We start from the raw sequence: 19,293 nt of genomic DNA on the forward strand, positions 1-19,293 counted from the left end.
ATTCCTATCGTTGCCTCTTCTAGGCCCGTTGTCTCTTGCGAGGCATGAGCTTCTTCACTTCGGCAATTAAATTAAGTGCAGTAAGGCCCACTTCTTCACGCTGTTCTTTGACTGATCCGTGCTCTACGAAATAATCGGGAATTCCCATTACATGAACGTGCAATCCGGTGAAATGATTAGCTGCAAAATATTCCATGACAGCACTGCCAAACCCGCCTTGAATCGCGCCCTCTTCCATCGTGATGATCGGGATGGATTCAACAGCAAGCTGGCGAAGATAAGCTTCATCCATCGGTTTGATGAACCGTGCATTGACGACGCGAAGGTTGATCCCCTCTTTGGCTAATTGCTCAGCAGCATCTTGGGCAACCTGGACCATCGGTCCGACTGCCAAAACAGCAGCATAATCGCCATCACGCAACGTTTCCCAAGTTCCGATCGGGATCGCTGTCGGCGTCTCATCCAGACTTGCCCCAATCCCGCTATTCCGGGGATATCGATAGGCAATCGGTCCGTCGTTATATTCGAGTGCTGTCTGCATCATGTCACGCAGCTCTTTCTCATCCTTCGGCATCATCAGTACCATGTTTGGCAGTGAGCGTAGGAACGCAATATCGTATACCCCTTGATGCGTTTCACCGTCAGGTCCGACAAAACCGGCACGGTCAATGGCAAAAGCTACATTCAGATTCGGACGGCAAATATCATGCACAACTTGATCGTAGGCTCTCTGCAAGAAAGTGGAGTACACTGCAAAAACCGGCTTCAATCCTTCGCTGGCGAGGCCCGCGCATAACGTTGCCGCATGCTGCTCGGCAATCCCCACGTCAATCATGCGGCTCGGGAATTGTTTTGCGAATTTAAGCAGGCCCGATCCGCCCGGCATCGCCGGTGTAACCGCCACAATACGGGAGTCCTGCTCAGCCAACTGAATCAGCGTGTTGCCAAAAACCTCCGTATACATCGGAGGACCAACCGATTTGAGCACTTGACCGGATTCGATCTTGTAAGGTCCCGGGCCATGCCAACTGTGGGAATCCTGCTCTGCAGGAGTATACCCCTTCCCTTTCATTGTAACAACGTGAACGAGAACAGGTCCAACCACTTTCTCAGCTTGTTTCAAGGTATCCATCAAGACAGGCAAGTTGTGTCCATCTACCGGACCGATGTAGGTAAAGCCTAACTCTTCAAACCAAACTCCGTTCAACACAAAATATTTGAGACTGTCCTTCAGCTTCTCCGCAGTTTTCGCCAGCGTACCGCCGATGGCAGGTATTTTCTTCAGTAAATGTTCAACTTCTTCTTTGGCCTTCAAATAATGACGATCGGAACGAATTTTGCTCAAATAATTATGAATCGCCCCAACGTTGGGCGCAATGGACATTTCATTGTCATTCAGAATGACCATAATATTTTTCTTTTCGTGACCAATATGATTCATGGCTTCCAACGCCATACCGCCTGTGATAGCTCCATCACCGATGATCGCAACTACTTTGTTGTGCTCGCCTTTCAAATCCCGCGCCATGGCCATACCCATCGCTGCGGACAAGGAGGTACTGCTGTGTCCGGCTTCCCAGACGTCGTGTTCACTTTCGGATCGCTTGATAAACCCGCACAATCCTTTGTATTTACGCAAAGTATCAAACTTATCCTTGCGGCCCGTTAAAATTTTGTGCACATACGCTTGATGACCCACATCAAAAAGCAATTTATCATAGGGGCTGTGGAACAAGGTATGTAAAGCGATGGTGAGCTCAACCACACCTAAGTTCGACGACAGATGTCCACCTGTTACGGATAACTTTTCAATTAGAAATTGACGGATTTCACCAGCCAATACCTCAAGCTCCGCCATGGATAACCGTTTCAAGTCCTCAGGTCGATTGATTTGTTCGAGCAGCACGCTTGTTTCCTCACTTTCAATGTGAAAATACTGAGATTCATTTCACTATTATAGCATAGTTTTGGGCAAATCGTGAAAATCTGCCCAGGCTAACAACAAAATATGTAAAAACAGCCATTAATGATCCCGCTGCATTAAGTAATCAGCAAGCTGAAGAAGTCGCTCCGGATTGGCAAATCCGCCTTGCAGCAGCGCCTTTTTGGCTTGTTCCGTTAGCTCCTTCACCTTTAATTCGGAAGCTTCGAGCCCGATAAAATAAGGGTAGGTCACCTTTTGCTGTTTCTCGTCACTCTTCACCGGCTTGCCGAGCTTTTTCTCATCCCCGATAATATCCAGAATATCGTCCTGAATTTGAAAAGCAAGACCAATCGCGTTTCCGAAATCCGTTAATGCCGCTAATTGCGCAGTCGTAGCACCGGCAATATGCGCACCTGCCCGCAAAGAAAATACGATGAGATCGCTCGTTTTATGCAAATGAATGTACTCTAATTCCTCCAGCTTCGTTAACCCTTGTTCCCCAAGCATATCCGCCGCTTGACCGCCTACCATTCCCCTAGCGCCTGCATATGCAGCAAGTTCTTCGGTGATGGACAGCACGCGTTCCGCTGGAATGCCGTGCACTTTGTGACATTGTGTAATGCTGTAGAAAGCATGAGTCAACAAAGCATCGCCTGCCAAAATGGCCATCGCTTCCCCATAGACTTTGTGATTCGTCAATTTGCCTCTGCGGTAGTCGTCGTTATCCATCGCCGGAAGATCGTCATGGACCAGCGAGTACGTATGGACCATTTCAATCGCCAGCGCAGCAGGCAGCGCAGCCGCTTGAGATCCGCCAAGCGCTTCAGCCGCTGCCAGCACAAGAATGGGACGCAGACGCTTGCCGCCTGCCATCAGGGAGTAGTTCATGGACTCACGCAATGAAACCGGAACATTCCACTGTGGAGGAAGTGATTGTATTAATGCCGCTTCGAGCATTTCAGCATGCGAAGCAATATATTCGCCAATTGTGGACATTGTCTTCAACCTAATTCCCCTTATCTTCCAAGACAGGTTGGAAAGGCTTCCTGCTCACAGCGCCTGTTTCCCCTTCAACCAGCATCTCAATTTTCTTCTCGACTTGCTCAAGCTTAATACCGCACAAATGAGAGAGACGAACGCCTTCTTGATAAAGCTCAATCGCTTTCTCCAAGGGCACGTCACCGCTTTCTAATTGAGCTACAATGCGCTCCAACTGCTCGATCGCAAGTTCAAAGCTTACTTCGGTTTCATTCGTTGACATCTTGAGTCTCCTCCATCCCCGATACTTGGCAGTCCAACCTGCCATCCTTGAGGCGAATCTTCACATGGTCTCCAACCTTCACTTGGCTGACAGAACGAATGAGGACTTGCTCCTCCTCGTCATACGCCAAGCTGTATCCCCGCTGCATGACCTTCAGCGGGCTGAGCGCGTCCAAATGACGGACGCTGGACTGCCACTCCTGCTTCTTCGCACGCAGGAGGGTCTGCATGGCCGTGAGCATCTGCCGCCCCGAGGTATCGAGGCGCCGTCTTGCGAACACGGCCTGCTCTTTGGGATTGAAGCTGCTGAGCTTGCGCTCCAGCTTCATGTGCCGTTCCGCCAGCCGCGCTACGCGCTGGCGCATCCGGTAACCGAGCTGCTCCGCCAGCCGGTCGAGCCTTTCCGCAGGCTGCATCAGCAGCTGCCTGCGGGGGTTCGTCAAGAACGGCGAGCGCTTCGCGCGCTCGAGCCGTTCCTGCTTGCGGCGCAGCTGCTGGAGCAGCCCGTAGTGAAGCCGCTGCGACAGCTGCGACAGCTGCTGCTTCAGCTCGGAGCGGCTTGGCACCGCTAGCTCGGCTGCCGCCGTCGGCGTCGGCGCTCTCAGATCGGCGACGAAGTCAGCGATTGTGAAGTCCGTCTCGTGGCCGACGGCCGAGATGACAGGAATCGCGGAGAGGCTGATGGCCCGCGCTACGGCTTCCTCGTTGAACGCCCACAGTTCCTCCAGGGAGCCGCCTCCGCGGCCCACAATGAGCACGTCGGCTTCACCGAGCCGATTCATCGCTTCGATCGCTTTGACGATCGAAGGCGCTGCCCCAGTTCCCTGTACCAGTACGGGGTACAGGAGAATTTGCACCAACGGGTAGCGCCGCTGAAGCGTGATGATGACATCACGGATAGCGGCCCCCGTCGGGGAGGTGATCACGCCGATCGCGCGCGGAAACCGAGGAATCGGTTTCTTGCGCTCCGCCGCGAACAGTCCTTCCGCTTCGAGCTTCTTTTTCAACTGCTCGAAGGCCAAATACAAACTGCCGATGCCGTCCGGCTGCATCGCCGTAACATAGAACTGATAAGCTCCATCCCGTTCATAGACGGAGATATTGCCGCGGGCGATCACTTTCGTGCCCTCTTTCGGAATAAATCCGAGCCTCTGATTATGCGAGGCGAACATAATGCTCTTCAGTCTGCCATCGGCATCCTTGAGCGTAAAATACATATGACCGCTGGAATGATGCGTAAAATTGGAAATCTCCCCGCGCACCCATACGTCTTGAAGCCGGTTATCGCCTTCAAGCAGCATTTTGATATAGCGGTTCAAATCCTTGACGGAAAAGATCTTGGTCTCGTTTCTACCCATACGCTCGGTTAAACACTCACATTCGTTTTGGCGGCGCGACCTGCTGCATCCACCGTATTGCGAAGCAGCATCGTAATCGTCATCGGTCCTACACAGCCCGGCACCGGCGTAATCGCACTTGCGATTTCTTTTACCGCTTCGAAATCAACATCGCCTGTCAGCTTGCCGTCAGCAGGACGGTTCATCCCTACATCGATGACGACCGCGCCCGGTTTCACATGTTGAGCTTTAATTAAATGCGCTTTACCTACGGCAACAACGAGAATATCGGCTTGCTTCGTGATTTCTTCCATATTTGGGGTACGGGAATGAACAATGGAAACCGTTGCATGCTCGCGCAGCAGCAGCATAGCCATCGGTTTGCCGACAATGTTGCTTCTTCCGACAACGACAGCGTGTTTGCCGGCTATTTCCACACCTGTGCGTTTCAGAATCTCAATGACGCCATGAGGCGTACAAGGTTTCATCCCGTCTTTGCCAATCATCAAATTACCAACGTTCACCGGATGGAAGCAGTCTACATCTTTGAGAGGATCGATTTCGTCAACTACAGCTTCTTCATCGATATGTTTAGGAAGGGGGGATTGCACTAGTATACCGTTAATTCGGTTATCGCTATTAAATTTATGAATGAGTGTAATTAATTCCTGTTGAGTCGTAGATTCAGGCAAACGGTGTACTTCCGAATAGATGCCTACATCATCGCATGCTTTCGCTTTATTTCTGACATAAACTTGCGAAGCCGGGTCTTCTCCCACAATGACTACGACAAGACCTGGTTGGTTGCCTTGCGCCGTAAGCGCTGCAGCATCCGAGCGAATTTCCTCACGAATCGAACTTACTAATTCTTTTCCATTAATAACTTGTGCAGACATGCTATTTCCCCCTAAAAATTTTGTGAACTTCTTTCTTCGTTAAAGAGCTAACTAAGTTGGAGAAACTTTGCTTTTCAAGTTTTCAACTTCTTTAATCATTTTCCCAAGAACGCCGTTGACAAACTTTCCGGATTCATCCGTCCCATAATGCTTGGCCAACTCAATGGCTTCATTCACGACAACTTTGGGCGGAACATCGTCTCTGTACAGCATTTCGTAAACCGCTAAACGCAGCACTTCACGGTCAATGCGTGACAGCCTGTCCATCGCCCATCCTTTCAAATATTCCTCCAGAAGCTCATCGATTCCAACTTTGTTGCTATATGTACCCTCAACCAGCCCCAAAATATAAGCTGAATCCATTTTGTCGCCTTTAATATCCAACTGCGATTCATTGTCATTTTCCGCTTCGTGAACCGCGACTTGGACAGCCTCCTGAGGCGTTGCCTCATTCATCTGAATTTGGTATAGACTTTGTACAGCTATTTCTCGTGCAACTCTGCGTTTCATTCTGTTCCTCCTAAGAGTTTTGCTTAAGCAAAACTGTCTTCGTAAGCTTTCACTTTGAGTTTTGCTTAGCAAATGGCATGCGCTCTTCAAAGCTCTTTCTAATAGTATACGTCATAATGGAACCAATCCAAACAAAAAAATCCATGGATGTACCAGGGATTTTAGCGAAACATTCTCCATTTTTGCGTGAGATAGCGCCAAATGTCTTCAAGCATGACCAGACCTTCCTTGCGATCCCATTTGTTCCCGAAATAAAATCCGAGCAGAACAATGAATCCAAAGATCAACATATCCCAAAAGCCAAAAAATAAATAAATGAAACCGAAAAAAATACCTGCTGCCACTCCGATCACTTTGCCCCTATGGGACTCCCACAGTTCATTCCACATGAGTGGGTTCACCTCTATTCGACTCGGCTTTTAAACGTTGGGGCTGATTGCACGATGTTTGCTACGAATACGGTTACGGAAGCTACAGGGATGCCGGTAATGTCTTCTATGTAACTTTTCACAGTACTTTGCATCTCTTCAGTGAGTTCAGGAATCGAACTTTCCCCATCCACAATGGTTCTGATCGTAATTTCAAGTCCTGATTGATTCACTCTTACGCGTGAGCGCAAATCTTTGGCGCCTTTCGTACGACCGGCTGCTTTCAAGGATAAATTTTCAACGGTTTCGATGGAAATGCGAATATCCCCGAAATCCGTGCGTTGGTCGATAGATGGCGCTTGAGCGCGGCCGCGGCGAAGCGTCAGAACGAGAAAACGAACAGAGATTAACAACATGATCAAGCTAATAGCGATGGCCGGATATGCATAGTTCTTCTCGTAATAGAAATTATGTAACGTTTGACCGGACTGTTCAAATGGAATCCAGCTCGATGCCGTGAACAATACTAGGATAGATGCAACGAAAATAATTAGGCTATAGAGAAGCAGCAAGAGCCTGTCCACAATTTTACCCACGTAAGCTTGTCCCCTTCCTATAGTTAGAGGAAACCCCCTGCATGGCATGCTGTAGGGGGTTTCAATGATCCATATGGATGCAGCAATTCCGCCTTATTTCACTCGACCAGCAGTTGCTGTTTCTTCTTCAACCGGTTTATCTGCCTGTTTAAAATGAACATCATGAATATGAACATTCACTTCAACGACACTGAGTCCCGTCATTGATTCGATTGCGTGCTTCACATTTTGTTGGATGCCGCTTGCAACCTCCGGAATGCGATTGCCATATTCAATAATGATGGAGACGTCAATGGCTGCTTCACGTTGTCCGACTTCTACCTTTACGCCTTTGGACAAATTTTTGCGTCCAAGCAATTCAGCAATGCCGCCAGCAAGTCCACCGCTCATCCCCGCTACTCCTTGCACTTCCACCGTTGCCAAACCGGCAATGATTTCGATAACTTCGGGGGCAATTTGGATGCTGCCCATGTCTGTTTTGACGTAATCCGGAGCGATTGTGCTCATTGTGGCACCTCCTAAGAGTTTTGCGCCAGCAAAACTGGCATCGTAAGCATTTACTATTGAGTTTGTGTAACTAGCTGATAACATCAGCTTATGGATAAGCTATCTTTAATTTATTACTATACCATTTCGCCGAAAATATGACAAATGGTTATCTATGAATCCGCATCATTTACATCGTGCTCTTCCAAGAATTTAATATCGTGGTCGCCTTTGATAAATTTCTTGTGCTCAAGCAGCTTCAAATGGAACGGTATCGTTGTGTTTACACCATCGACTGCAAATTCCGTGAGCGCTCTTTTCATGCGGGCAATCGCTTCATCGCGCGTACTTCCCCAAACAATGAGTTTAGCGATCATTGAATCGTAGTGAGGGGGGATTGTGTATCCCGGATAAACCGCGCTATCCACACGAACCCCGAATCCGCCTGGCGGCAAGTAGAACTTCACTTGGCCTGCCGAAGGCATAAAGTTCCGGTTCGGATCCTCTGCATTGACACGGCATTCGATCGCCCATCCGTTGATACGAACATCGTCTTGTGAGAAGGACAACGGATTGCCTTCTGCGACGCTAATCATTTCTTGGATAATATCGATGCCTGTAATCATTTCCGTTACAGGGTGCTCAACTTGAATTCTTGTGTTCATTTCCATGAAGTAGAAATTGCCGTCAGGCCCGAGCAAGAACTCTAGCGTACCTGCGCCGGAGTAATTAACAGCTTTCGCTGCGCGAACGGCTGCCTCGCCCATCGCCGCACGCGTTTCAGGCGTAAGGATTGGACATGGCGCTTCTTCCACAAGCTTCTGTCTGCGGCGCTGCACCGAGCAGTCACGCTCGCCCAAGTGAACGACGTTGCCGTGTTTATCGGCCAAAATTTGAATTTCAACATGCTTCATGCCTGTTAAATATTTTTCCAAATAGATGCCGGCGTTGCCGAAAGCATTTTGCGCTTCCTGCTGGGCAGCTGTAATTTGCGCTACGAGCGTCTCCTCGTTTTCCGCAATACGAATGCCTTTGCCGCCGCCGCCTGCCGTCGCTTTAATGATGACCGGGTAACCGATATCTCTTGCGATGACAATCGCGTCTTCCACATGGTCGACCAGCCCGTCAGAACCAGGAATGATCGGCACTTTCGCTTCTTTCATCGTTTGCTTGGCAACCGCTTTGTCCCCCATCCGGCTAATAGCGTCAGGTGACGGACCGATGAACGTAATATTGCAGCTTTCGCAAATTTCTGCGAAGTCTGCATTTTCTGCTAAAAATCCATAACCGGGGTGAATGGCATCACATTCTGTTAGAGTAGCTACACTCATCAGGTTCGTGAAGTTCAAGTAGCTGTCCTTGGACGCCGTCGGACCGATACAATAGGCTTCGTCAGCAAGTCGCACATGCAGCGCATCGCGATCCGCTTCCGAATATACAGCCACGGTGTAAATGCCGAGCTCACGGCAAGCCCGAATAATACGAACAGCTATTTCTCCTCGGTTCGCTATTAGGATTTTATGAAATTTCATTAATTTTCCTCCTAGCCTAACTAACTTACTCCGGTCTTACCAAAAATAAAGGTTGTCCATACTCAACGAGCTGGCCGTTTTCAACGAGTATTTCAACGATTTCACCTTTGATTTCAGCTTCAATCTCATTCATCAATTTCATAGCTTCAACGATACACACAACGGTTTTATCGCCTACTTTCTGGCCTACGTTTACAAAAGGAGCAGCGCCAGGGGAAGCAGACTGATAGAAAGTTCCTACCATCGGTGAAACGATCTTATGTAAAGATGAGTCCTCTTGCTTAGCATGTCCGGCTGTCGCAGGTACGGAAGCTTCCAATGCCGCAGTAGGCGCTGCTTGAGGAAAGCTTGCTTGACCGATCGGCGCGTATGTGTGTTGAACGGGTGCCGCAACGTATACAGGCTCTGATTTATTCGGCTTGCGAATCGACAGACGCGCACCTTCATTTTCAATTTCAAGTTCTTGTAAAGAGGATTGATCGACGAGTTTAATTAACTCTTTGATTTCACTCAATTTGAACATTCATGTCACTCCTTCAAAGTTGGTGAACCAGTAAAAAATGCGGTTTCATAGCCGCAACGTATGTATTATACCCATAAACGCAAGAAATGGAAAGAGTCCAGTTTTGTCCGGACCCTTTCCAGTGCCATTCCGAGTATGGTTGACAGCTCAATTTTACTAAGGACGCACGTATTGAATCTTGATGTTTTCCGGAGCTGCGCCAAGCTCTTTGACTACCATATCAACGATGGTCACACCTTGACTTTTCTCCAATTTATCGCTTTGAACGGTCACTTTCCATTTGTTCCCATCTTGATTTACAATTGCTTGCGGGAAGTCTTTCATGAGCACATCTTGCAAGTTTTCAACTTTTTCTTGAATATCTGTCAATTTGGATAAATCATTTGTAGCTTTCGCTACAGCTTCAGGCGACTTTTTAGTATCGATGATAATATCCATTAAATCGGATGAAGTTTTGGCGAAATAATCACTTTGTTTCATTTGCTCATTCGTGAAGAAGTCGCCGGCCGATGTCGTCTTCGCTTGCTCTTCCATTTGCTTCAGAACTTGATCATCCGTTTTCACATTCGTTTTTGTATCTGTTTTCGGGTTTGTATTTACGTTCGTCTTCACATCGGTTTTTGCATCGGTTTTCGCATCGGTTTTTACGTCCGTTTTTGTTGGATTTTGCGGAGTCACAGCTTTCGTGTCGACTTTTGCATCGCTGCCGGTTGTCGATTTTACGTCAGTTTTTGCAACATTCCCAGTGTCTGCTTGCGTCATATCAATCTTGACTTCTTGAGACTGTTTCGTCGTGGCCGTGGAGGCCAGATCCAGCTTATTCACATCCTCGGTGAACAAGTAATACGCGGAAAGCACCACCATTAAGCTAAGCATGGATACGAGCCAAATTGTTTGTCTTTTTGCATTCATTGTATATTCCTCCTTAATTTTAATTGCTTATTGGATTTAATCCCCTGTTTTTCGGGGCAAAATGGAAATGCGATTCACCGGGACATCCAGTCCCCGTTCCACCGCTTCGGTAATCATTTTCTTCACCGTCAAATTCTCGGCGCCCTTTGCGACAACGAGAACCCCTCTAATCTTCGGCTTAATGTATTTGAGCACAAGCGGCTTCTGGTCGCCTGACACTTGATAGATAACCACTTCTCCGCTTCGCGTGACCTGGGATATATTCCGAGTCGCCCCGCCGTTGTCGCGTTCTGTCGTCATCTGCTGGTTGTCATTATAATTTTTGTCGACGGTCATTTCTTCCGTTGATTCAATCGTAACCAGCACTTCAACATCGCCAACGCCAACGATTTTTTGCAAAATTTCTTTCAGCTGCGACTGATACGCCAGTTCATAATCGTGAAAGCCCGGGTTGTCCTTGGATGTACTGCCGAGAAATGTTTCTTTACTGGGAGGCGGAGAGGCTCTGCCCGCAGTGATGGGATCAACTTCTTTTACAGTCATAAATGCATTCATAATCATCAGCGCCGCTCCCATGAGTCCTATCATAATGACCCAGAGGAGCGTGTTCTTGCGTTTAGGACCTCCCGGTCCTCCGCCGAATTTGTGCTCCATCCATTGCAGCAATGTTCCCATCGATTCACCTCGCAATCCTTCCATTTCCTTGCTCTACTCGGATATCAATGTGTGCAGGTTCAACAAGCCAATTACGCGTAATGCTCTGTTTCAAGCGCTCAACCTCTTGCTCGAATGGCTCTGATGCCAGAGGCGATGCAGTTGTCGCTTCATTCTCAGTTGCCTTTATTCTGATGGGGTCTATGGGCTTGACCGGTTCCATAACCGCTATGCTTTTGGATCCGTCAGCCGGCTTAGACTTGCTCTTAGCTTCTATAACATCAAGGGTGACCCTGACTTTCACAATCGCAGGCTTCCCGTTATTGTCAATTTGTGCAGCTACCTGAACGTCTTGGACGGTAAGGTCAGTCTGTTTCTGCATATCCTCTTTCATCATTCCGGCGAGCTGCGTCTGGACCATCTGCTGCGATTGCTTTTGGCCTGCTGCTTGAAGCTTCTGAGCATCCTTCGTAATCACATCGAGCGATTTCATCCATGGACTTTCAACGCTTCCGCTAGCCAGCATCGTCTTATCGTTCTGCTGCTTCTCCGCTTGACTTAGCAATTTATCCACGTCCCAATTTTCTTGAAACAACTGCAAGACAGGCGTTAAAAGCGTGAGTAAAATGAACAAGCTCATGACTGTTTTTACATACCGCTGCATGGTGTTGCTGGGGAGCAGAAGATCAACGAAAGTGGCCAGCATAATGACCATGATGACCGTTTTCAGCCATCCGGCTAACCAATCCATAGCGAATCTCCTTTCACCTCATCATCACCGAGACATTGCTGATCGTAATCATGATCGTCAGAGCCAGAAAGAACATTAAACTGACTACAGCCAAAGCGGCAAAAACATAAATCAAGCTTTTTCCGATGGTTTGCAGGCAAGCAATGATCGGGCTGTCTCCCAAGGGCTGCATAACGGCGGCGGATAAATTATAGATGAAAGCCAAGGTTAGAATTTTGATCGCCGGGAATGCGCACAGCATGATCAGAATAACGACGCCCACAAGTCCGATGGCATTTTTTACAAGCAATGATGCACCTATGACCGTCTCCGTAGCATCGGAGAATAATCTTCCCACCACAGGAACAAAGTTCCCGGTGATATACTTGGCTGTTCGAATGGCTACTCCGTCTCTAACCGCGCCTGCCGTCCCTTGAATGGAAATCACGCCGAGAAATACGGTGACGAATATCCCGAGCATGCTAAGACTTACCGTGCGCAGCAGGTTCGCAAGCTGAGTGACTTTATATTTATCACTGAGCGAGCTTACGATATGCAGAACTGCCGAAAAGAACAACAACGGGAATACAAATACATAAATGGCTGTGCCTACCGAATGAATCATGAAAACAATCAGCGGATGCAGAATCGCTACAGAAGTCACATTGCCCATGGAAGCTAAAAGCGTTAAGAGCAACGGCATAATCGCAATCATGAATTGTATCATCGACGAGATGGCTGTTTTGGCATATCCGATGGCGATGCTGAAGGAGTTGATCGCAATGATGATAAGAACCATATATGTAATGGAGTAGCCCAGTTTGCTGACCGTATTTCTTTCAAAAGAGCTTTGCAGCGTTTCGAGAATCATGCTAAAAATCGTCAGTACAACGATCGAAGCGAGCAGTTTCCCATTAATGATGATTTCGTGAAACACATAGCGTAGAAGCCCTTTAAATATGCTTTTCATGCTGATGCCCTTCGTGCCCAGGAGCAGTTCCATGAAGGTTGGAGTCTTGCTTTCCGGGAAGTAACCGCCGTAATCCTTCATGAGCTTATCCCAATATTGCTCGACAGGCTGCGTGTTCAAGTGATTGGCTTGTTCCCTGATGATCGCGTCTGTCGGTGACTCAGCGGCCGTAAAACTCGTCATGCCGAGCCATAATGCGATGGTTATAATGAATAAGATGATCCAGCGGTTGTTCAGCTGTTGCTGCGAATAAGGCAGGTTCATTTCAGTCACTCCTCCATGAATCTTCTAAGCCGGGAGCAGCTTAACCACGGTCTCGATGATGACGGTAATAATCGGGATCGCCATCACCATAATGAGCACTTTCCCAGAGAGTTCGATCTTGGAGGCGATGGATTCTTGTCCGGCATCGCGCACGATTTGCGCGCCGAACTCGGCAATGTAGGCGACACCGATAATTTTCAGAATCGTTTTGAGAAACACCATATTGATATTCGATTTTTGCGCTAAATCTTCAAGCACCTGGATGACACTGGAGATTTTGCCGATCAGAAACAAGAAAATCATGATGCCCGTAAATGCGGCCAGCAAGAACGCAAACATGGGTTTCTGCTCTTTGATAATGAGAGTAAGTATCGTCACGATGAGCCCCAGGCCTACAATCTGGATGATTTCCATACGGCGCACCTCATTGGAATAGGAAGATCGTTTTGATTTCTTTAAATAAATGATCGAGCATGGAGACGACCATGAAGAGCACGACCACGAAGCCGATGACCGTGACCCAGTGTGCCATATCCTCTTTCCCCATTTGCTTGAGCACCGAATGGATCATCGCGATGATGATGCCGATGCCGGCGATCTGGAAAATGGCATTCACATCTACGTTCATTCCAGGCACCTCACTCTATTGACAAGGAATTTCCGTCATCTGACTGGTCCCTTGCTCCCCTTAATACATCAAAATTACGATTAATGCTCCGATAAGGACGCCCAGGCTTTTCCACATTTTCTCGTAGCGCCGCTGCTCATCCCTAGACTCGGTTTCTTCGGTCTGGAGCTGGGAAATAGCGAGCCGCAGATGCTTGATTTGATCGCTGCGATCCGTCATTCCAAGAACGGATCCCAACTGCAGCACAACTTCTTCTTCCGATTGCTTCATCGAAGTTCTTGCCCAGACCTCCTTTACACTCCTATGCCAAATTTCTTTCGTAGAAGTCCCGTCATTCGCCGACAACCTTTCTGACGTCAGGCGGAACAAGGAGGAAAGCGGTTCAGCCACCTGCTTGCCAAGCGAAGAGAGCGCCTCTGGCAGAGGTGTAAGAGCGTAAGTGATTTCAGTCTCCATGCGACCCAGTGCAGAGATCAGCAATCGGATCTGCTTAGGACGCCGAACGTAATGAGCAGCCTTCAGAAAGCCATACAAAGTGGCGGCACCGATAATGAGAACCCCGCCAACGAATTTCAGCATCTTTCATCATCCTTTACGTACAGGATTGAGTTCCAATGGCTTGCCATGCCGATCCAGTACTCGGTATGCAGACGGCGCACCTTTTCTTCGATGCAGGATGACATATCTCGTAAACACACCCTCTTCCAAAAGCTGCTTCAGCACCGGTCTCATGCGGACGTCCTCATAGTCGGCGCCGTGTGCAGTCGCAACGATGCGAATCCCGGTATGAACAGCCTCATGGATCGCTGCTGCGTCTTCTGGCCGCCCGATTTCATCGACGACGAGCACGTCCGGAGATAGAGAGCGGATCATCATCATCATGCCTTCGGCTTTCGGACAACCATCCATAACGTCTGTTCTTGGCCCCAGATCAAATCTGGGCACCCCTTTGACACATGCCGCGAGCTCCGAGCGTTCGTCAACGACGCCCACCTTCTTGCCGGTCGTGCCAATCACGTTCGGCCCCCACTCCCCGCGGCTGATTAGCCTGGTCAAATCGCGAATCAGCGTCGTCTTGCCTTGCTGGGGTGGTGAAATCACGAGTGTGTGATGGACACTTCGCAGAATAGGGTCGAACAAGTGCGGCAGCACCTGCTTGCCTACCCCTTGGATTTCGCGGGCAATCCGGATATTGAAGGAGCTGACATCGCGAATTTGCTTGACCCCGCCTTGATCCAGCACCGTACGCCCGGCTAGTCCCACACGATGGCCGCCGGCTATCGTAATAAAACCTCGCCGAAGCTCTTCCTCATGGGTGTACATGGAATGATTCGTGAGCATCTCCAGCAAGGTAATGCAATCCTGGCGGGTCGGCTTGTACGCCAGCTCTTCCTGCGACACCAAATGGCCTTTTTCATCAAGGAAAGCGTACCCGTCGCTCCAGCTAAGCTCGAAGGGCCTTGACTCTCTCACCCTGATTTCCTCTAGGTTAGCTTGTACGTCCGGCGGCAAACCGGAGAGCAGAATCCGGAGCGTCTGTGGGAGAATGTGCATAATCGTATCGTGCATAGAGAGACATCCCTCCAAGTTGTCCAGTCTTCTATACTCATTTCTATGCTTAATAGAAAGAAATATGACCTTACTTTTTTAAAATACCAATGAATAAACAGCTTACTCCCGCAATCACCCAGAGCAGCTTGCCGTAGGATAGCTTCTCTGCTATCCCTACTAAACCAATGGTCGTGGTAGCTAGTAGTACTAGAGGACCTACTAGAGCGAGCGTAGAGTTCACTAGCAGCGCTTTCTCCACCGTCGCCAGTCTCAACATCACGATAGCCGCAATGATCTCCATACTGCCCGACATCATCCTCAGCGACGCCATCGTCAGGACAATCTTGTTCATTTTTCTACTCCTCCTTAAAAAGAAACAGCTCTTTTGAACCGTGCCAAAGTTACTCTGCTCCGCGTTGATATAAAAGGCCGGAAGCGACTTTTGTAAAACTGTTCCAACCGCATATGATCTCATTCAATAAATGGAACAGTTTTACAATGGAGTCTGAAGGTTTTTATATCAATGCGCAGCGCTCTAGCGTAACTCTAATGTTCAGCAAGGTTCAACGGCAGCTCACTCTTTTTACCCTACCTTATGCAGGCTCGTCTGATTTTAGGCATAGTGGGCACCACCATTTACCCAGATGCATATGCTGTCTCATAATTGATCCTTCGAAGGACAGTGAGGAGAAATACAGATGGAAGTGACTTCTTATTTGAACTGGAACCCCGTTCTGGCCGACCCCACAAGACAAAGGCAGGCCAAACCAAGAACGCTGGGGAAAACGATGGTGATGGATAAAGGCTTAGGGCCGAACGCGTTTCAAGATTTGCTTAGCATCGGCAGCAGCCATCTGGACATGATCAAACTCGGTTTCGGCACATCTCCTCTTTATCCGCAGCATGTATTGAAAACTAAAATTAATTCAGCCAAAGAACACGGGATTTGCATTTATCCGGGAGGCACCTTTCTCGAAGTTGCCATCACGCAGAACGCAGTGGATTCCTATTTCGATATGATCGTTGCGCTCGGATTTAACGGTATTGAAATATCCAATGGGACGATTGATTTCGACCGCAAGCTTAGAAATGAGCTGATTATGCGAGGAAGAGAAGAAGGATTAGTCGTCATCACCGAATATGGGAAAAAGGGCTGGGGTTCCGCCATTGAATTGGAGGAATTAATCGAAACCGTTGTGCTGGACACCGAATTTGGGGCTGCCTTAGTAACCATTGAGGCTCGCGAATCCGGCATGGGGGTAGGGATTTTTGATCATAAGGGGAAATGTAAGGACGAGGAAGTGGGGCAAGTGCTTTCCGCCGTATCCGGGCAGCAGCTTCTCTGGGAAGCGCCGCTCAAAAGTCAACAGGTGCATTTGATTAGCTTGCTTGGATCCGATATCCATTTGGGCAATATTTCGCCGGATGAGCTCATTGCCCTGGAAGCTTTGCGCAGAGGGCTGCGCTCCGATACGTTGTCCTTAGGTACCAGAAAGGAATAAAACATGCATATCGAGGTTGTCGCCAACATCGGCGAAGCGAGAAGTGACGATTTTCTTCACAAAACCGTCATTGTCGTTGATGTGATCCGTGCAACTAGCACGATCATCACCGCACTGATTAACGGTTGCAAAGCCATTATTCCTGTGGAAACCGTTCTGAAAGCCAAAGAGCTGTACCGTGAGGGTGATCTGCTTGCAGGGGAGCGATTTTGCAAAAAGATCGCCGGTTTTGATTTGGGAAATTCGCCATTGGAATTTACCAAAGAAGCCGTTCAGGGCAGGCGGATCATCCTGACAACCACGAACGGCACCAGAGGCATCCAAAAAGCGGCGAAAGCCGATCGCGTGCTGGCAGGCGCCTTCCTCAACAGCAAAGCTTGCGCAGAGGCTGCCATTGCGTTAAAAAGGGACACTGTCATTCTATGTGCGGGTACACAAGACGTCTTTTCCTTAGAGGATGGTCTTTGTGCCGGGCATATCCTTGAGGAACTGGTGTTGGCGTTAGGCGAGAAACATATCGCAACCAATGATTTCGGGTTAGCCATGCGCGGATGCTATTTGCAAGCTCAAAATCGTTTATACGAAACCCTGCTCTCCTGCACGAATGGGAAAAAGATGTGCAAGTCTGGGTTTCAGGGAGATATCGCAGCTTGTGCTCTAACGAATACTACCGATCAAGTACCGGTCCTTGAAAATGACCACATGATGCTTCTGCCTAGCATTCCAGCCCGCCCTGCGTTCTAAATACAAGCCCCTCTCATAAACTAAGATGGAAGTTATGTGGGCGAGGGGTTTTGATTATGAATGGTAATATACTCTTGGTTATTCTCATCGTTATAGGACTCATTGGCCGTTCTCCGATTATTACAACAGCTTCTTGCATGCTGCTTGCCATGAAATTAGTCGGGTTAGTTCGATTTTTCCCTGCGATGGAGCGCAGGGGCTTAGAGCTCGGATTGCTCTTTTTGACCATTGGCGTGCTTGTTCCGTTTGCCAGTGAGCGAATCTCCATGAAAGACATTATATCGGTATTTACGACTTGGCCTGGAATCATTGCTCTTCTTGGCGGAGCGATCGCTACTTATATGAACGGAAAAGGCTTGGAACTGCTAAAAATAGACCCACAATTAATTGTGGGTCTTGTCATCGGTTCCATATTCGGCATTATCTTTATGCGCGGAATTCCGGTCGGCCCTTTAATGGCCGCCGGAATTACAGCTTTTTTATTAAAACTAGCTTACTTTATAGCTGATAAATTCAGTTGAACAAGAACTTATCTGCGGTCTTGAGGACCGCCGACGAATGCTTGCTCCGTAGTGTCCAAGCCATATGCGGTGTGTAAGGATTGGATCACTTCTGTCAAGTTCGTGTTTTCGATGACACAGGATACTTTAATCTCTGAAGTGCTGACCAACGAAATGGAAATGCCCAAATCGGAAATCACTTTGAACATCGTAGCGGCAACTCCTGGCGTGCTTACCATGCCGGCGCCGACTATGGACACTTTCACCATGTTCACTTCATAGGTTACTTCGCGGAAGCCGATTTCACCGCGGATGGATTCGATCGCATGTAAAGCTTTTTCGCGATCTGCAAGCGTCGTGGTGAATGAGAAATCAGCTGATCCATTGATAACACCGCTTTGAACGATGATATCAACATCGACTTGAACCTCGGCAAGCGCCATAAATACTTTTGCCAGCTGACCCGGTTTCTCAGGCACACCTAGAATACTAACTCTTGCCACATTCTTGTCATACGCGATGCCACGGACAACGATTCCTTGCTCCATCACTGCTTCCTCCTTCACGTTGGTACCTTCATTGTTAGTAAAGCTGGAACGTACCACTAAGGTAACGTTATAGTTTTTGGCATATTCGACTGCTCTCGGATGAAGAACCGCAGCTCCCAGATTGGCAAGCTCCAGCATTTCATCGTAGGAAATTTCATTCAACTTTCTCGCGACTTTCACAATGCGCGGATCTGTTGAGTAAATACCGTCTACATCGGTATAAATCTCGCATAGATCTGCTTTGATAGCGGCAGCAAGCGCGACAGCCGTCGTATCGGATCCGCCGCGGCCGAGTGTCGTTATTTCTCCTGCTTCCGTCATCCCTTGGAAACCGGCGACAATGACGACATTGCCTCCTTCTAATGCAGTCAGTACGCGGTGCGGCTGAATATCGCTAATTCTCGCTTTTCCGTGTACTTCTTCCGTGCGAATCCCGCTCTGCCAGCCGGTGTAAGAAACGGCTTGTTCGCCTAAACTATGTATCGCCATCGACAACAGGGCTACGGAAACCTGCTCTCCTGTCGATAACAGCATATCCATTTCACGAGCCGGAGGGGCTCCATCGTAAATTTGCTTAGACAGGTCGATCAAATCATCCGTTGTATCTCCCATCGCAGAAACGACAACAACACAGCTGTGACCTGCTTGTTTTCGCTCCACGATTCTTTTTGCAACACGTTTCATTCGCTCCGCATCACCGACAGAGCTTCCGCCAAATTTCATCACTATTAGAGACAAAGCTGACCCACTCCTAACGCATATCTAGTGCATAACAATTCAATATTATAGCATAAAATGCGCTTTTGTGGTAAGAATTGCACACGTAAAACAAAAAAACTCCCTGACTTGTGAAAGTCA

At 48.4% G+C, this 19,293-nt stretch carries 24 protein-coding genes; 3 read left to right on the plus strand and 21 right to left on the minus strand.

What is annotated here, in order from left to right; translation table 11 throughout:
• Positions 1 to 19: 19 nt before the first annotated feature.
• The 20 genes from dxs to GC097_RS04940 form a co-directional block, all read right to left on the minus strand.
• Entirely contained in the window at positions 20 to 1,906 is a 1,887-nt protein-coding gene (gene dxs / locus GC097_RS04845; protein WP_171682189.1) for a 1-deoxy-D-xylulose-5-phosphate synthase, read from the minus strand.
• A gap of 117 nt (positions 1,907 to 2,023) precedes the next feature.
• Positions 2,024 to 2,920, minus strand: coding sequence for a polyprenyl synthetase family protein (locus GC097_RS04850; RefSeq protein WP_171682262.1), 897 nt, complete (start codon positions 2,918 to 2,920; stop codon positions 2,024 to 2,026).
• A gap of 10 nt (positions 2,921 to 2,930) precedes the next feature.
• Positions 2,931 to 3,185, minus strand: a complete 255-nt coding sequence (gene xseB / locus GC097_RS04855) for an exodeoxyribonuclease VII small subunit (protein WP_171682190.1) — start codon at positions 3,183 to 3,185, stop codon at positions 2,931 to 2,933.
• Positions 3,172 to 4,542, minus strand: coding sequence for an exodeoxyribonuclease VII large subunit (xseA, locus tag GC097_RS04860; RefSeq protein ID WP_171682191.1), 1,371 nt, complete (start codon positions 4,540 to 4,542; stop codon positions 3,172 to 3,174). The genes xseB and xseA overlap by 14 nt, the downstream gene beginning before the upstream one ends.
• Positions 4,543 to 4,550: 8 nt before the next feature.
• Positions 4,551 to 5,417, minus strand: a complete 867-nt coding sequence (folD, locus tag GC097_RS04865; RefSeq protein ID WP_171682192.1) for a bifunctional methylenetetrahydrofolate dehydrogenase/methenyltetrahydrofolate cyclohydrolase FolD — start codon at positions 5,415 to 5,417, stop codon at positions 4,551 to 4,553.
• Between the two features lie 51 nt (positions 5,418 to 5,468).
• Complete coding sequence (nusB, locus tag GC097_RS04870; RefSeq protein WP_171682193.1) at positions 5,469 to 5,927, minus strand: transcription antitermination factor NusB; 459 nt, start codon at positions 5,925 to 5,927, stop codon at positions 5,469 to 5,471.
• A 161-nt stretch (positions 5,928 to 6,088) separates the two neighbouring features.
• Positions 6,089 to 6,316: a DUF2273 domain-containing protein gene (locus GC097_RS04875; protein ID WP_171682194.1), complete on the minus strand. Its 228-nt coding sequence runs from the start codon at positions 6,314 to 6,316 to the stop codon at positions 6,089 to 6,091.
• Between the two features lie 14 nt (positions 6,317 to 6,330).
• A complete protein-coding gene (gene amaP, locus GC097_RS04880) occupies positions 6,331 to 6,891 on the minus strand; it encodes an alkaline shock response membrane anchor protein AmaP (RefSeq protein ID WP_171682195.1) in 561 nt (186 codons plus the stop codon).
• Between the two features lie 93 nt (positions 6,892 to 6,984).
• Positions 6,985 to 7,398: an Asp23/Gls24 family envelope stress response protein gene (locus GC097_RS04885; protein ID WP_171682196.1), complete on the minus strand. Its 414-nt coding sequence runs from the start codon at positions 7,396 to 7,398 to the stop codon at positions 6,985 to 6,987.
• 152 nt (positions 7,399 to 7,550) lie between these two features.
• Positions 7,551 to 8,909 (minus strand): acetyl-CoA carboxylase biotin carboxylase subunit, encoded by a 1,359-nt coding sequence (accC, locus tag GC097_RS04890; protein WP_171682197.1) that lies wholly within the window; start codon positions 8,907 to 8,909, stop codon positions 7,551 to 7,553.
• A 25-nt stretch (positions 8,910 to 8,934) separates the two neighbouring features.
• Positions 8,935 to 9,432, minus strand: coding sequence for an acetyl-CoA carboxylase biotin carboxyl carrier protein (gene accB, locus GC097_RS04895; RefSeq protein WP_171682198.1), 498 nt, complete (start codon positions 9,430 to 9,432; stop codon positions 8,935 to 8,937).
• A 156-nt stretch (positions 9,433 to 9,588) separates the two neighbouring features.
• Complete coding sequence (locus GC097_RS04900; RefSeq protein ID WP_171682199.1) at positions 9,589 to 10,344, minus strand: SpoIIIAH-like family protein; 756 nt, start codon at positions 10,342 to 10,344, stop codon at positions 9,589 to 9,591.
• 36 nt (positions 10,345 to 10,380) lie between these two features.
• Positions 10,381 to 11,019 carry a stage III sporulation protein AG gene (gene spoIIIAG / locus GC097_RS04905; protein ID WP_171682200.1) on the minus strand — a complete coding sequence of 213 codons (639 nt, stop codon included), beginning with the start codon at positions 11,017 to 11,019 and terminating at the stop codon, positions 10,381 to 10,383.
• Positions 11,020 to 11,023: 4 nt separating this feature from the next.
• Entirely contained in the window at positions 11,024 to 11,749 is a 726-nt protein-coding gene (spoIIIAF, locus tag GC097_RS04910) for a stage III sporulation protein AF (protein WP_171682201.1), read from the minus strand.
• 13 nt (positions 11,750 to 11,762) lie between these two features.
• On the minus strand, positions 11,763 to 12,962 hold the full coding sequence (gene spoIIIAE, locus GC097_RS04915) for a stage III sporulation protein AE (RefSeq protein WP_171682202.1): 1,200 nt from the start codon (positions 12,960 to 12,962) through the stop codon (positions 11,763 to 11,765).
• Positions 12,963 to 12,986: 24 nt separating this feature from the next.
• Positions 12,987 to 13,376 carry a stage III sporulation protein AD gene (spoIIIAD, locus tag GC097_RS04920; RefSeq protein ID WP_127449633.1) on the minus strand — a complete coding sequence of 130 codons (390 nt, stop codon included), beginning with the start codon at positions 13,374 to 13,376 and terminating at the stop codon, positions 12,987 to 12,989.
• 10 nt (positions 13,377 to 13,386) lie between these two features.
• Positions 13,387 to 13,590 carry a stage III sporulation protein AC gene (gene spoIIIAC / locus GC097_RS04925; protein WP_029197158.1) on the minus strand — a complete coding sequence of 68 codons (204 nt, stop codon included), beginning with the start codon at positions 13,588 to 13,590 and terminating at the stop codon, positions 13,387 to 13,389.
• A gap of 60 nt (positions 13,591 to 13,650) precedes the next feature.
• Positions 13,651 to 14,169: a stage III sporulation protein SpoIIIAB gene (spoIIIAB, locus tag GC097_RS04930; RefSeq protein WP_171682203.1), complete on the minus strand. Its 519-nt coding sequence runs from the start codon at positions 14,167 to 14,169 to the stop codon at positions 13,651 to 13,653.
• 6 nt (positions 14,170 to 14,175) lie between these two features.
• The gene (spoIIIAA, locus tag GC097_RS04935; protein ID WP_171682204.1) at positions 14,176 to 15,159 is read right to left on the minus strand and encodes a stage III sporulation protein AA; all 984 of its coding nucleotides are present in this window, start codon (positions 15,157 to 15,159) and stop codon (positions 14,176 to 14,178) included.
• Positions 15,160 to 15,229: 70 nt separating this feature from the next.
• On the minus strand, positions 15,230 to 15,493 hold the full coding sequence (locus GC097_RS04940) for a YqhV family protein (protein ID WP_171682205.1): 264 nt from the start codon (positions 15,491 to 15,493) through the stop codon (positions 15,230 to 15,232).
• Positions 15,494 to 15,839: 346 nt separating this feature from the next.
• On the opposite strand from GC097_RS04940, the gene comA reads away from it, so the two are divergent.
• From comA to GC097_RS04955, 3 genes are read left to right on the plus strand one after another with little or no spacing between them, the layout of a single operon-like run.
• Positions 15,840 to 16,643, plus strand: coding sequence for a phosphosulfolactate synthase (comA, locus tag GC097_RS04945; protein WP_171682206.1), 804 nt, complete (start codon positions 15,840 to 15,842; stop codon positions 16,641 to 16,643).
• Between the two features lie 3 nt (positions 16,644 to 16,646).
• Positions 16,647 to 17,387 (plus strand): 2-phosphosulfolactate phosphatase, encoded by a 741-nt coding sequence (locus tag GC097_RS04950; RefSeq protein WP_171682207.1) that lies wholly within the window; start codon positions 16,647 to 16,649, stop codon positions 17,385 to 17,387.
• 56 nt (positions 17,388 to 17,443) lie between these two features.
• On the plus strand, positions 17,444 to 17,908 hold the full coding sequence (locus GC097_RS04955; RefSeq protein ID WP_171682208.1) for a DUF441 domain-containing protein: 465 nt from the start codon (positions 17,444 to 17,446) through the stop codon (positions 17,906 to 17,908).
• Positions 17,909 to 17,916: 8 nt separating this feature from the next.
• Here GC097_RS04955 and GC097_RS04960 read toward each other — a convergent pair whose 3' ends face one another.
• Complete coding sequence (locus GC097_RS04960; RefSeq protein WP_171682209.1) at positions 17,917 to 19,173, minus strand: aspartate kinase; 1,257 nt, start codon at positions 19,171 to 19,173, stop codon at positions 17,917 to 17,919.
• Positions 19,174 to 19,293 lie beyond the last annotated feature (120 nt).

Source organism: Paenibacillus planticolens (assembly GCF_013141725.1).
Lineage (GTDB): Bacteria > Bacillota > Bacilli > Paenibacillales > NBRC-103111 > Paenibacillus_E > Paenibacillus_E planticolens.

What these genes read in the sequence shown, in the direction of transcription:
- accC (WP_171682197.1), bottom strand. Translation starts at nt 8,909, where the DNA reads ATGAAATTTCATAAAATCCTAATAGCGAACCGAGGAGAAATAGCTGTT.
- spoIIIAA (WP_171682204.1), bottom strand. Translation starts at nt 15,159, where the DNA reads ATGCACGATACGATTATGCACATTCTCCCACAGACGCTCCGGATTCTG.
- xseB (WP_171682190.1), bottom strand. Translation starts at nt 3,185, where the DNA reads ATGTCAACGAATGAAACCGAAGTAAGCTTTGAACTTGCGATCGAGCAG.
- GC097_RS04900 (WP_171682199.1), bottom strand. Translation starts at nt 10,344, where the DNA reads ATGAATGCAAAAAGACAAACAATTTGGCTCGTATCCATGCTTAGCTTA.
- GC097_RS04955 (WP_171682208.1), top strand. Translation starts at nt 17,444, where the DNA reads ATGAATGGTAATATACTCTTGGTTATTCTCATCGTTATAGGACTCATT.
- GC097_RS04940 (WP_171682205.1), bottom strand. Translation starts at nt 15,493, where the DNA reads ATGAACAAGATTGTCCTGACGATGGCGTCGCTGAGGATGATGTCGGGC.
- comA (WP_171682206.1), top strand. Translation starts at nt 15,840, where the DNA reads ATGGAAGTGACTTCTTATTTGAACTGGAACCCCGTTCTGGCCGACCCC.
- xseA (WP_171682191.1), bottom strand. Translation starts at nt 4,542, where the DNA reads ATGGGTAGAAACGAGACCAAGATCTTTTCCGTCAAGGATTTGAACCGC.
- spoIIIAD (WP_127449633.1), bottom strand. Translation starts at nt 13,376, where the DNA reads ATGGAAATCATCCAGATTGTAGGCCTGGGGCTCATCGTGACGATACTT.
- folD (WP_171682192.1), bottom strand. Translation starts at nt 5,417, where the DNA reads ATGTCTGCACAAGTTATTAATGGAAAAGAATTAGTAAGTTCGATTCGT.
- accB (WP_171682198.1), bottom strand. Translation starts at nt 9,432, where the DNA reads ATGTTCAAATTGAGTGAAATCAAAGAGTTAATTAAACTCGTCGATCAA.
- spoIIIAE (WP_171682202.1), bottom strand. Translation starts at nt 12,962, where the DNA reads ATGAACCTGCCTTATTCGCAGCAACAGCTGAACAACCGCTGGATCATC.
- spoIIIAG (WP_171682200.1), bottom strand. Translation starts at nt 11,019, where the DNA reads ATGGGAACATTGCTGCAATGGATGGAGCACAAATTCGGCGGAGGACCG.
- GC097_RS04950 (WP_171682207.1), top strand. Translation starts at nt 16,647, where the DNA reads ATGCATATCGAGGTTGTCGCCAACATCGGCGAAGCGAGAAGTGACGAT.
- GC097_RS04850 (WP_171682262.1), bottom strand. Translation starts at nt 2,920, where the DNA reads ATGTCCACAATTGGCGAATATATTGCTTCGCATGCTGAAATGCTCGAA.
- spoIIIAF (WP_171682201.1), bottom strand. Translation starts at nt 11,749, where the DNA reads ATGGATTGGTTAGCCGGATGGCTGAAAACGGTCATCATGGTCATTATG.
- GC097_RS04875 (WP_171682194.1), bottom strand. Translation starts at nt 6,316, where the DNA reads ATGTGGAATGAACTGTGGGAGTCCCATAGGGGCAAAGTGATCGGAGTG.
- spoIIIAC (WP_029197158.1), bottom strand. Translation starts at nt 13,590, where the DNA reads ATGAACGTAGATGTGAATGCCATTTTCCAGATCGCCGGCATCGGCATC.
- spoIIIAB (WP_171682203.1), bottom strand. Translation starts at nt 14,169, where the DNA reads ATGCTGAAATTCGTTGGCGGGGTTCTCATTATCGGTGCCGCCACTTTG.
- GC097_RS04885 (WP_171682196.1), bottom strand. Translation starts at nt 7,398, where the DNA reads ATGAGCACAATCGCTCCGGATTACGTCAAAACAGACATGGGCAGCATC.
- nusB (WP_171682193.1), bottom strand. Translation starts at nt 5,927, where the DNA reads ATGAAACGCAGAGTTGCACGAGAAATAGCTGTACAAAGTCTATACCAA.